At 67.8% G+C, this 11932-nt stretch carries 10 protein-coding genes; 5 read left to right on the plus strand and 5 right to left on the minus strand.

The features are described 5' to 3' along the window. Together pgk and fba are read left to right on the plus strand one after the other, a co-directional pair. A partial coding sequence (gene pgk, locus MKD38_RS14970; RefSeq protein ID WP_252678216.1) for a phosphoglycerate kinase occupies positions 1–173 on the plus strand: 173 nt, incomplete at its 5' end. A gap of 39 nt (positions 174–212) precedes the next feature. Next, positions 213–1250, plus strand: coding sequence for a class II fructose-bisphosphate aldolase (gene fba, locus MKD38_RS14975; RefSeq protein ID WP_252677917.1), 1038 nt, complete (start codon positions 213–215; stop codon positions 1248–1250). Positions 1251–1505: 255 nt separating this feature from the next. Here the strand turns inward: fba and fdhE are convergent, their stop codons facing one another. Genes fdhE through fdnG form a run of 4 tightly spaced genes read right to left on the minus strand, consistent with a single transcriptional unit; the run spans position 1506 to position 7031 of the window. Beyond that, positions 1506–2372 (minus strand): formate dehydrogenase accessory protein FdhE, encoded by an 867-nt coding sequence (gene fdhE, locus MKD38_RS14980; RefSeq protein ID WP_252677918.1) that lies wholly within the window; start codon positions 2370–2372, stop codon positions 1506–1508. Beyond that, positions 2369–3034, minus strand: coding sequence for a formate dehydrogenase subunit gamma (locus MKD38_RS14985; protein WP_252677919.1), 666 nt, complete (start codon positions 3032–3034; stop codon positions 2369–2371). Before MKD38_RS14985 ends, fdhE begins: the two co-directional genes overlap by 4 nt. Further along, entirely contained in the window at positions 3031–3945 is a 915-nt protein-coding gene (gene fdxH, locus MKD38_RS14990) for a formate dehydrogenase subunit beta (protein ID WP_252677920.1), read from the minus strand. Before fdxH ends, MKD38_RS14985 begins: the two co-directional genes overlap by 4 nt. After that, positions 3942–7031: a formate dehydrogenase-N subunit alpha gene (gene fdnG, locus MKD38_RS14995; RefSeq protein WP_252677921.1), complete on the minus strand. Its 3090-nt coding sequence runs from the start codon at positions 7029–7031 to the stop codon at positions 3942–3944. Before fdnG ends, fdxH begins: the two co-directional genes overlap by 4 nt. A gap of 469 nt (positions 7032–7500) precedes the next feature. Here fdnG and MKD38_RS15000 point away from each other — a divergent pair, with 469 nt between their 5' ends. The 3 genes from MKD38_RS15000 to MKD38_RS15010 all read left to right on the plus strand — a co-directional run bounded on the left by MKD38_RS15000 (position 7501) and on the right by MKD38_RS15010 (position 10364). Beyond that, positions 7501–8430, plus strand: a complete 930-nt coding sequence (locus MKD38_RS15000) for an IclR family transcriptional regulator (protein WP_252677922.1) — start codon at positions 7501–7503, stop codon at positions 8428–8430. 49 nt (positions 8431–8479) lie between these two features. Further along, on the plus strand, positions 8480–9292 hold the full coding sequence (locus MKD38_RS15005; RefSeq protein ID WP_252677923.1) for an SDR family oxidoreductase: 813 nt from the start codon (positions 8480–8482) through the stop codon (positions 9290–9292). Positions 9293–9386: 94 nt separating this feature from the next. Further along, entirely contained in the window at positions 9387–10364 is a 978-nt protein-coding gene (locus MKD38_RS15010; RefSeq protein WP_252677925.1) for a Bug family tripartite tricarboxylate transporter substrate binding protein, read from the plus strand. A gap of 108 nt (positions 10365–10472) precedes the next feature. Here MKD38_RS15010 and MKD38_RS15015 read toward each other — a convergent pair whose 3' ends face one another. Continuing rightward, positions 10473–11864, minus strand: coding sequence for an MFS transporter (locus MKD38_RS15015; RefSeq protein ID WP_252677927.1), 1392 nt, complete (start codon positions 11862–11864; stop codon positions 10473–10475). Positions 11865–11932: the final 68 nt, after the last annotated feature.

The raw sequence follows: 11932 nt of genomic DNA on the forward strand, positions 1-11932 counted from the left end.
CATCGAAGGCGTTTTCGATTGCCGGCGGCGGCGACACGCTGGCGGCCATCGCCAGGTACGGCATTGCCGACCGCGTGGGCTATATCTCCACCGGCGGCGGCGCGTTCCTGGAATTCCTGGAAGGCAAGACGCTGCCCGCACTGGCCGTGCTGGCGCAACGCGCGGCCGACTGATCGCTCACCCCAATCCGCATCAAGCTAAGGAGACTCATCATGGCACTCATATCCCTGCGCCAGCTGCTCGACCACGCGGGAGAGTTCGGCTACGGCGTGCCGGCCTTCAACGTCAACAACCTGGAGCAGATCCACGCGATCATGGAAGCGGCGGAGGAAACCGACAGCCCCGTGATCCTGCAGGCCTCGGCCGGCGCCCGCAAATATGCGGGCGAGGCCTACCTGCGCCATATGGTGCTGGCCGCCGCCGAGACGCATCCGGACATTCCCATCGTGCTGCACCAGGACCACGGCTCCAGCCCGGCGGTGTGCCAGGCGTCGATCCGCTCAGGCTTCACCAGCGTGATGATGGACGGTTCGCTGCGCGAAGACATGAAGACGCCGTCCGACTACGACTACAACGTCGACGTCACGCGGCGCGTGTGCGAGATGGCGCATGCGGTCGGCGTCTCGGTCGAAGGCGAGCTGGGCTGCCTCGGTTCGCTCGAAACCGGCCAGGCGGGCGAGGAAGACGGCGTCGGCGCGGCGGGCACGCTGTCGCACGACATGATGCTGACCGACCCGGCGCAGGCGCGCGACTTCGTCGCCCGCACCGGCGTGGACGCGCTCGCCATCGCCATCGGCACCAGCCACGGCGCCTACAAGTTCTCGCGCCAGCCCACCGGCGACATCCTGGCAATCGACCGCATCCGCGCGATCCACGAGCAGATTCCCGACACCCACCTGGTGATGCACGGCTCCAGCTCGGTGCCGCAGGAATGGCTGGAAATCATCCGCCAGTACGGCGGCGACATCAAGGAGACCTACGGCGTGCCGGTCGACGAGATCCTGCGCGGCATCCGGAACGGCGTGCGCAAGGTGAATATCGACACCGACATCCGCCTGGCCATGACCGGCGCCATCCGCAAGTCGCTGGCCGAAGACCGCAGCGAGTTCGATCCGCGCAAGGCGCTGCTGGCGGCCAAGAAGGGCGCACGGGGCGTGGTCAGGTTGCGCTTCGAGGCCTTCGGCTGCGCCGGACAGGCGGCGCGGATCAAGCCGGTGGCGATGGAAAAGATGGCGGGGCTCTATCGCTGAACGGCGCGCGGAAGATGGGAGAAAAACACGCGGTACAGCGAAACGCCACTGAATTTTCAAATCCCGATTGTGTACTCCCTCTCCCGCTTGCGGGAGAGGGTCGGGGAGAGGGCCAGAGCATCCACGAAGTTCGAACGCCTCCTGCTTGCCACACGCCTGCCCTCTCGGAGGAAACACAACGCGACACAGCGAAAACGTCACCGGCTTTCTAGACCCTGATCGCCCACGCGCACCACCGCTGGCATTGCTGCCTGATCATTCTCCCGGCAAAGCGAACGGATTGAACCCGGTACGTTGAAAGCCTTCCCCCGCCACCGCATCGTCCAGCGCCAGCGTGGCCAGATCATCGGCCACCGCTTCGGCATGCGGATCCCGCTCCAGCGACACCACCTTCAGATAACCGCGGCACACGCCGCAGCTCTCGGCCCGCACAGTGGCTTCGGCGGTATCGAAGCTGAGGTAGTCGAGGTCGGCGGCGGAGCCGCAGTTGCTGCATTTGGCCCGCACCATGTGCCACGCGCTCTCGCAGAGCGGGCAATGCAGGTAGCGCATGCCGTGGTGCTCGCCGCTCAGGATCAGGCTTGCCACCGGGGCGGTGCCGCACAGCGGGCAGGCCGGCGGCTCGGCGCTGCCGCCGGCGGGCACCGGCGCCGCGCGCGCGGCGGTGGCCCATTGCAGCGACAGCGCGGCCCAGAGCAACGGCGCGATTGCCGCCGGCGCGGCGTCGAAGCGGCCCTCGGCCAGCGCCTGTGCGGCCGCCAGGCGTTCTGCCGTGGCCAGGCCGCGCAGTGCCGCGAGATGGGGTGCGACCGGCGCGGGAACGTCGTGTCCAAGGTGCTCGAGCAGACGGTCGAGCAGGGCAATGCAATGCCCCGCATCCGGCATCGCCCCGGCTGCCACCGGCCCGCATGCGCGGGCCTCAGGCAGCAGTGCTGCCTGCGCCTCGGTCACGCGGGCGGCCCAACGCAGGTAAGCGGCATGGTCGTGGCCTTCGGCCAGCGCGCGCAGGCGTGCGGCGCGGCGGCTGTAAAGCTGGGAAAGGTCAGGCTGGATCAGCGGCGCGAAATGCCGCGAGGCCTGGTCCGGCGGCAGCGCCCCCGGCATTTTAGGATGCTGGTTCATTGCCCATGCCCCCTTGCGTTCGCCGCCTGCGCGTCATTCGCTTCCAGTTCGCCATGCCACCGGTCATGGTGCTGCCTGGCCCAGGCGCGCGAGACATACCCGGTCACCATCCCCGTGATCGAGCCGCGCACCCAGAGCGCCAGATAGATATGCCCGAGGATCAGCAGGATCAGCCCGATCCCGGCCACGGCATGGGCCAGGATCGCCAGGCGCAGCACAACAATCGGGAAATATTCGGCGAAATACGCGCGCCACATGACCAGCCCGGAGACCAGCAGCACCAGTATCGAAGCCATGATCAGCCAGAACAGCACCTTCTGGCCGGCGTTGTACTTGCCTATCTGCAGCGGTTCGCCACCATGCCGGTTCATCAGCACGTCACGGATGCGCCGAAACCAGATCGCGTCAGTGCGCGCCGGCAGGTTGTAGCCCACGAAGCGCGCGAACATGAAGCAAAGCCCGGCGAACACCGCGATGCCGAGGAACGGATGCAGCAGCCGCGCCAGCTGCGGCGTGCCAAGCAGGCCGCTCATCCAGCTCACCGTCGGGAAGAACCACGAAATTCCCGACACCGCGGCAAGGAAGAAGCACAGCACGACCGCCCAGTGGCACAGCCGCTCGGCGAATTTCGTGCGCAGGATCCTGTCGTCGTGGCGCATCATTTCCCGTCTCCGCTTGCCGTGCCGTCAGTGGCGCGGTCACTGGCGCCGTCGTGGCCCGTGTCGGTGGTATTCGGGCCGACCGCCATGAAATGCGCGGCCATGCCCACGACCGCGGCTGCGCCGACGACCGCGGCAGCGGGTTTCAGGCCATCTTTCCAGCCGGCGACCAGCGCGCTGATCTCAGGATCCTTCGGCAGGCCCGCGTAGCGCTCGGTGTCGTTGGCATGCTGCAGCACGTACATCACGTGGGTGCCGCCGACCCCCGCGGGGTCATATACGCCGGCCTTGGCATAACCGCGCTCGTTCAGCTCGGCCACGCGCTCGGCGCCAAGCGACTGCATCTCCGCCTTCGAGCCGAAGGCGATGGCGCCAGTGGGGCAGGTCTTGACGCAGGCCGGCTCCTGGCCGACCGCGACGCGGTCGGAACACAGCGTGCATTTGTAGGCCTTGTTGTCCAGCTGCGAGATGCGCGGCACGTCGAAGGGGCAGCCGGCGACGCAATAGCCGCAGCCGATGCACAGGTCGGACTGGAAGTCGACGATGCCGTTCGCATACTGCACGATGGCACCGGGCGCGGGGCAGGCTTTCAGGCAGCCGGGATCCTCGCAATGCATGCAGCCGTCCTTGCGGATCAGCCATTCCAGCTTGCCGGCCTGGTCCTCATGCTCGGTGAAGCGCATCAGGGTCCAGGTGTTGGGCGACAGGTCGCGCGGATTGTCGTAGATGCCAACGTTCTCCTGCACGTCGCCGCGCAGGTCGTTCCATTCATTGCAGGCGACCTGGCACGCCTTGCAGCCGATGCAGATCGACACGTCGATCAGCTTGGCCACCTCCATCTGGTGGTCGCGGATGCGCGGCGCCGGCGTCAGGTCGGACGAGGCCGAGCGGCGGATGATGTTCTGTGAGTTCATGCCCGGGCTCCGGCGATCTTTTCAATGTTGACGAGGAATGCCTTGAATTCCGGCGTTTGCGAATTGGCGTCGCCAACGCCCGGCGCCAGCGTGTTGGCGAGATAGCCCTTGCGGGTCGCGCCTTCGAAGCCCCAGTGGCAGGGGATGCCGACCTGCTCGACCGTTTGCCCCGCCACCTGCAGCGTGCGCATGCGCTTGGTCACTACGGCCTTGGCCGTGATGTAGCCGCGCCGGGTGGTGATCCTGACCGTATCGCCATGGGCAATGCCCTTGTCCGCGGCCAGCTTTTCGCCGATCTCGACGAACTGCTCGGGCTGCAGCATGGCGTTCAGGTGCGAGTGCTTGGTCCAGTGGCGGAACAGCTCGGTCACCGAATAGGTCGTGGCGACATAAGGAAAGTCGGTGCGGTTGCCCAGCCGCTGCGCATCGTTCTGGAAAATGCGCGCGGTCGGGTTGTGGGTGACCCTGGCATGCAGCGGGTTTTTTGCGATCGGGCTTTCGACCGGCTCGTAGTGCTCGGGGAAAGGGCCGTCGATCATGCCGCCGGCGGAGAACAGGCGCCCCACGCCTTCGGGCAGCATGATGAAAGGCCCGACGGGTGTGCCTGGCGCCGCCGTCAGCGGAAAATCGGGCACGTCCGCGCCCGTCCATTGCTGGCCGTTCCAATGCAGGATCTGGCGCCTGGGGTCCCAGGGTCTGCCCATCTCGTCCATCGAAGCGCGGTTGTAGAGGATGCGGCGGTTGGCCGGCCAGGACCAGGCCCAGCCCGGCGTATTGCCGAGCCCGGTGTCGGTGTTGTCGCGCCTGGCCATCTGGTTGCCGGCCTCGGTCCAGGAGCCGGTGAAGATCCAGCAGTAGCTCGAGGTGGTGCCGTCGTCCCGCAGCTGCGCGAACGAATCCAGCAGCTGGCCCTTGCGCAGGATCTTGTTCCCGTTCCCGTCGAAGACATCCGCCAGCGCATAGCCGTTGGCCTCCTTGGCCATTTCCTCGGGATGCGGGTGGTGGGGATCGTGGTAGGTGTCGGCGTCCCAGGTCATGTGCAGCACCTGTTCGGGACATGCGCCGCCTTCGGTCTGGTACAGCCGGCGCAGCTCCATCATGATGCCACCGAGGATGGCCGGGTCATGCCGCGCCTCGCCCGGCGGCTGCTGGCCGGCGTAGTGCCATTGCAGCCAGCGGCCGGAATTGACCACGGTGCCGTCCTCTTCGGCAAAGCAGCTCGACGGCAGCCGGAACACCTCGGTCATGATCGCTTCGGTGCTGACGTCGTTGAACTTGCCCTCGTTGCGCCAGAAGTTGGAGGTCTCGGTCACCAGCGGGTCGATCACCACCAGGAACTTCAGTTTCGACAGGGCGGCGGAGGACTTGTTCTTGTCCGGCATCGCCGCAAGCGGGTTGAAGCCCTGGACGATATAGCCGTTGACCTTGCCTTCGTACATCAGGTCGAAATACGCCAGCATGTCGTAGCTGCGGTCCCACTTTGGCAGCAGCTCGTAAGCCCAGTCGTTCTGCGCCGTGGCATGCTTGCCGAACAGGTTCTTCTGCAACGAGACGAAGAACTTCGGCAGGTTCTTCCAGTAGTTGACCTGGTCGGGCAGCAGCGCCTTGGGCGTGGCATCCGCCAGGTATTTCTTCAGCGTCTGCTGGCCGTCGGTGGGCAGGTCCATGTAGCCGGGCAGCCTTACCGAGAGCAGGCCCAGGTCGGTATAGCCCTGGATGTTGGAGTGGCCGCGCAGCGCGTTCACGCCGCCGCCGGCCATGCCGACATTGCCCAGCAGCAGCTGGATCATCGCCGCGCCGCGGATGATCTGCGCGCCGCCGGTGTGGTGCGTCCAGCCCAGCGCGTACAGCCACGTCAGGGTCTTGTCCTTTGCCGCGCACGTGCCCACGATCTCGGCGATCTGCAGGAAGTCGGCCTGCTTCACGCCGGTGATTTCCTCGACCTTCTCCGGCGTGTAGCGCGATACGTGCTGCCTCAGCAGGCTCAGCACGCAGCGGGGATGGCGCATCGACGGATCGCGCCGGGCGTTTCCGGCGCCGTCGAGTTCATAGGCCCACGAGGACTTGTCGTAGCGCTTCTTTTCGGCATCGAAGCCCGAGAACAGCCCCTCGTCGAAGCCGAAATCCTCGCGCACGATCAGCGATGCATTGGTGTACGCGCGTACGTAATCGCGCTGGATCTTGTCGTGCTGCAGCAGCCAGTTGACCAGGCCCATCAGAAAGGCCGTGTCCGATCCCGCGCGGATCGGCGAGAAGATGTCGGCCACCGCGGCGGTGCGGTTGAAGCGCGGATCGACGACGATGACCTTGGCCTTGTTTTTAATCTTGGCCTCGATCACCCACTTGAAGCCGACGGGATGGGCCTCGGCGGGGTTGCCGCCCATGACCATGACGACATTGGCGTTCTTGATGTCGACCCAGTGGTTGGTCATCGCGCCGCGCCCGAACGACGGGCCCAGTGCGGATACCGTGGGCCCGTGGCACAGCCGCGCCTGGCAGTCCAGCGCCAGCATGCCGAGGGAGCGGGCAAACTTGAAGTCGAGCACGCCGGTTTCGTTGGAGGCCGCCGACGAGGCGAGCATGCCCGAGGTCAGCCAGCGGTTCACCAACTGGCCCTTCTCGTTGCGCGCGATGAAGTGCCGGTCGCGGTCGTCCTTGAGCAGGCGCGCGATGCGCCGGGTCGCGTCGTCCCAGCTGATGCGCACCCATTCCTTCGACCCCGGCGCGCGGTATTCCGGGTACAGCAGCCGGTTTTTCGAATGGACGATGTCGAGCAGCCCCGCGCCCTTGGGACACAGCGAACCGCGGCTGACAGGGTGGTCGGGATCGCCCTCGATGTGGAAGATGCGTGGCTTTGCGTTCCTGGCGCCATCGCCCAGCGAATACATCAGCAGGCCGCACCCGACCGAGCAATAGGTGCAGTTGTTGCGCGTCTCTTTCGCACGCAGCAGCTTGTAGGGCCGCACGCCTGCCGGGGTTTGAGCCCAGGCGGGCGCCATGCCCAGGGCCGCGGCCGAAGCCGCGAACGAACCGGCGCCAAGGATCTTGAGGAACCGCCGGCGTCCAATGCTGGTGGGTGTAGTCATCGTGGTCTCATCGTCATTTTTTCCGCCGGCCCGCGGATGAACGGGGCCGGGGGTCTCCGCCTTTTTTATGTCCGACAAGGAATGAGCGCGCGCGCAGCCCCGCTGCGCAGGGTTGCGCAGTGGCAGTGAGAGCCATCCTTGATGGGAATTGCTGCCTTGGGCAGCCTGTCAGGTCGTCTCCGGGCGCCGGGTCCCAGCGTTGCCGTGACCGCCAGCGTCGCCGGCATGTCCCGTGCCTGTTGCGCAAAGATATCCGCGTGCCAGGCGAAGGACAATTCAGCGATTCTTTGCCGGGCCATAAGCAATTCGTTAAGTGACGACGCTGGTGCGAGAGATGTGACCGGCGCCCGCACCGGGCGGTCGAAGGATGTTCATGAACACCGTTTCTGGGGCACATGCTTTCCCTACATAGCGCCCCTGCGGCAGCCGCCTTTGCTGCAATCTAATGGGCCTGCCCCAAGCGCTGCCCATGAAACGCACCACCACCATTCCCACGCCGCCGCCCGATGCCGCGCACATCCCGGTGCCGGCCGACGTGCCGGCGGGCAATGGCTGCGCCGATGACCGCAATTTCGTCACGGCGCTGGCGCGGGGCATGGAGCTGCTGCGCGCGTTCGGGCCGCAGGACGATTACCTGGGCAATGCCGAGTTGTCGCGGCGCACGGGCATTCCGCGGCCGACGGTGTCGCGGCTGACCTATACGCTGGCGACGCTGGGCTACCTGACCTATATCGAGGGGACGGAAAAGTACCGGCTGGGGCAGGGCGCGATGGTGCTGGGGCACCGCTATGTCGGGGGCGCCGGCATCCGCGAGATCGCGCAGCCGCTGATGCAGTCGCTGGCGTTTTCGACGGATTGCACGGTGGCGCTGGCGATGCCGGACCGCCATGCCATGGTCTACCTGGAAAGCTGCCAGCCGCGCGGCGCGCTGGTGATCCGGCTGGCGCCGGGTGCGCGGCTGCCGATGGCCACCTCGGCGATCGGGCGGGCGTGGCTGGCGGGACTGGATGCCGATCATCGCGAGGCCGCGCTGGCGGAGCTGGCGCGCCACTACGGTGCGCGCTGGCCGGCGGTGCGCGCGGGCGTGGAGCGTGCGCTGCGTGACCATGCGCGGCGCGGCTTCTGCGTGGCGCACGCGGAATGGGACCGCACCGTCAGCGGCGCCGCCGCGCCGCTGCGGCTGGCGGGCAGCAGCGAGGTGCTGGCGCTGAATATCGGCGGCGCCGCGGCGCGGCTGTCGCCGGAAATCCTGGAAGCCAACCTGGGCCCGCGCGTGCGCGAGCTGGCGCAGACCCTGCAGGCGCGGCTGTGGCAGCCTGGCGGCGCGCGCGCGACCGCGCGCTTTGCCTCGGCACAGCCGGAACCCGGGCCCGAGCCCGGCGCGGCGAAGCGGGCCTGATGCGTCCGGCCGCAGATGCCGGCATTCGAATTCAACGAGGAGACCACCCATGGAAGTACGCAACAAGACCGTCGTCGTGACCGGCGCGGCTACCGGCATCGGCCGCGCGCTGGCACTGGCCTTTGCCCAGGCCGGCGCGCGCGGCGTGGCCGTGGCTGACCTGAACGCGGCCGGCGCCGCCGCGGTGGCGGCCGAGGTCCAGGCGGCCGTGCCCGCTTGCCAGGTGTTCGCCCAGCCGGTCGACGTGGCCGACGCGGCCGCGGTGCAGGGGCTGGTCGGCCTGGCCACGCAGCGCTTCGGCCAGGTCGATATTTTCTGTTCCAACGCCGGCATCATCCTGCGCAAGGGCCTGGACGCCAGCGCCGGCGAATGGCAGCGCATCTGGGACATCAACGTGATGGCGCACATCCATGCGGCAAAGGCGGTGCTGCCGCAGATGCTGGAGCGTGGCGACGGTTACTTCGTCAACACGGTGTCGGCGGCGGGCTTGCTGTCGCAGATCGGCTCGGCGCCTTACGCGGTGACCAAGCACGCCGCCATCGGCTTTGCCGAGTGGCTGTCGATCACCTACGGCGAGCGCGGCATCAAGGTCAGCTGCATCTGCCCGCAGGGCGTGCAGACCAATATGCTGTTCGGCGAGAACGGCGAGCGCAAGGGCTTCCTGCAGGAAGGCTCGGTCACCGCCGAGCATGTCGCCGCGGTGACGCTGGAAGGCATGGCCGACGAGCGCTTCCTGATCTTGCCGCACCCCGAAGTGCTTGAGTACTATCGCCGCAAGGGCCAGGACTACGACCGCTGGCTGCGCGGCATGCGCCGCCTGCATGACAAGGTGATGCAGGAGTTCGGCGGCATCGCGGTCTGAAGGGCGGGCAGGCTGGCAGGTTCCGGCGGCGGCATTGCCGCCGCCTTCACTATGCGCGCGGCCACGCAGCCGTGCGCAACCGGAGAAGCATCCCATGCGTTTCGGTACCGTTGCCGCGGCGGCAGTGCTTGCCGCATCCACCCTGATCAGCGCAGCCGATGCGCGGGCACAGGGCTATCCCGCCAAGCCCATCCGCATCGTGGTGGGTTTCCCCACCGGCGGCGCGCCCGACACGCTGGCGCGCATCGTCTCGGAGAAGATCTCGCCGGCCTGGGGCCAGCCGGTGGTGGTCGACAACAAGCCCGGCGCCGGCGGCAATATCGGCGCCGAGGCCGTGGCCCACGCGCCGGCCGACGGCCATACGCTGGCGCTCGGCACCGTCGGCACGCATTCGATCAACGGCGCGCTGTACAGCAAGATGCCGTACGACATGGTCAAGGACTTCGCGCCGGTGATCCTGATCGCCTCGACGCCCAACGTGCTGGTGGTCAATCCCGGCGTGCCGGCGAAGAACGTGGCGGAGCTGATCGCGCTGGCCAAGGCGCGTCCGGGTGGCCTGACCTTCGGCACGCCCGGCATCGGCACCTCGCCGCATGTGGCGGGGGAAATGTTCAATACGATGGCGGGCGTCAAGATCACGCACGTCCCCTACAAGGGCCGCGCCATGGCCATTCCCGACCTGCTCGGCGGCCATATCACCATGATGTTCGACAACCTGCCCTCGGCCCTGCCGGTGGTGCGCGAAGGCAAGCTGCGCGCGCTGGGCATCACCAGCGCCAGGCGCTCGGCCTCGGCGCCGGATATCCCGACACTGGCCGAGCAGGGCCTGCCGGGCTTCGAGGCGGATTCCTGGTTCGCGGTGTTCGCGCCGGCGAATACGCCGAAGGAGGTGGTGGCCAAACTGAATGCCGAGCTCAACCGCATCTTCACGCTGCCCGAGGTGCAGGCGAAGCTGAAGACGCTGGGACTGGATCCGGTGCTGGGCACGCCGGAAAAGCTGGCCGCGTACCAGCGCCAGGAAATCGCCAAGTGGGCGAAGGTGGTGAAGGAATCGGGGGCGAAGGCGGAGTAACACCATTTGCCACCGGCCTTCCAACTACTGCTTGCATACTCGCTCTCCCGCTTGCGGGAGAGGGGAGCAAACCTACGGTCGCGGCCGCGCCCTCAGCGCACAAAACATCTACGCATCCGGCTCTACCGCCTCCCGCCCCACCGTCTCGCCACTGCCGTCGCGCAACCGGCTCAGGCTGATCATCGCTCCCACCGCTGCCACGGCCGCCGCCACATACAGCGCCATCCGCGCCGCGCCCGCAGGCGACAGGCTGAACAGCAGCGCCACCAGCGCCGTGCCGGTGGTCTGCCCCAGCAGCCGCGTGGTCGCCTGCGCGCCGCTGGCGCCGCCGCTGCGTTCCGCCGGCGTGGCGCCGATCATGGCGCGGTTGTTGGGGGACTGGAACAAGCCGAAGCCGGTGCCGCACATGGCCATGCGCCAGGCGATGTCGAAGCTGCCGGCGTCGGGGCCCAGCGTGGCCAGGCCGACCAGGCCGCCGCCGAGCATGGCAAGGCCGATGCCGGCGAGGATGCTGGCCGGATAGCGGTCCGACAACCGGCCCGAGACCGCGGCCATCACCGCCACCATCAGCGGCCACGGCGTGATCAGCAGGCCGGTCTCCCGCAGCGAGCGTCCGAGCTGGTATTCGAGGAAGAACGGCAGCGCGATAAAGGACAGCATCTGCGTCATGAACGAGCAGAACGAAGTCCCCACCGCCAGCGTAAAGGCGCGGCTGGCGAACAGGTCCACCGGCACCAGCGGCGCGGCGCGTCCGCGCTGGCGCCGCACCAGCAGCCAGCCCAGCCCAACCGCGAGCGCCACGCCCGCGCAGCCGGCCAGGCGCCAGCCGGGGTGGCCGAGGCCATCGACGCTCAGGATAAACATGCCGAACACCAGCGCCGACAGCAGCGCGCTGGGGTAGTCGAAACCGCGCGGCTGCGGCGGCGTGTTCGGCAGCGCGGTGCGGCTCAGCGCCAGCGCGGCGATGGCTACCGGCACATTGACCGCGAATAGCCACGGCCAGCTGGCCACCGCGAGGATCAGCGCGCCCAGCGATGGGCCCACCGCGATGGTCACGCCCACCACCAGCGCATTGAGGCCGATGCCGCGGCCCAGGCGCGTGGGCGGGTAGATAAAGCGCACCAGCGCGGTGTTGACGCTCATGATGCCGGCGCCGCCGATGCCCTGCAGCACGCGCGCGGCCACCAGCATCGGCAGGTTGACCGCCAGCGCGCACAGCAGCGACCCCACCAAGAAGGTCGCCAGCCCGGCGCGGTAGACCCGCTTGTAGCCCAGGATGTCTCCCAGCGACGACAGCGGCAGCAGGCACACGGTGACCGTCAGCTGGTAGGCGTTGACGACCCAGATGGTGCTGGCGGGCTCGGCCTGCAGTTCGCGCGAGATCGACGGCAGCGCGATATTGGCGATCGAGCCGTCGAGCACGGCCATGATCAGGCCGAAGAAAACGGTGAGGATGGCCCAGGTGCGCTGGGGCTGGGGCAGGCCTTGTTCTGGCGGCATGAGGGAGACATTGGAGACAATGCCGCGCCCGGGTCGGATCGGCCAGGCGGGCCACGGCGCGGCGTTGC

Source organism: Cupriavidus sp. WGlv3, from assembly GCF_023952475.1.
Taxonomy (GTDB): domain Bacteria; phylum Pseudomonadota; class Gammaproteobacteria; order Burkholderiales; family Burkholderiaceae; genus Cupriavidus; species Cupriavidus phytorum.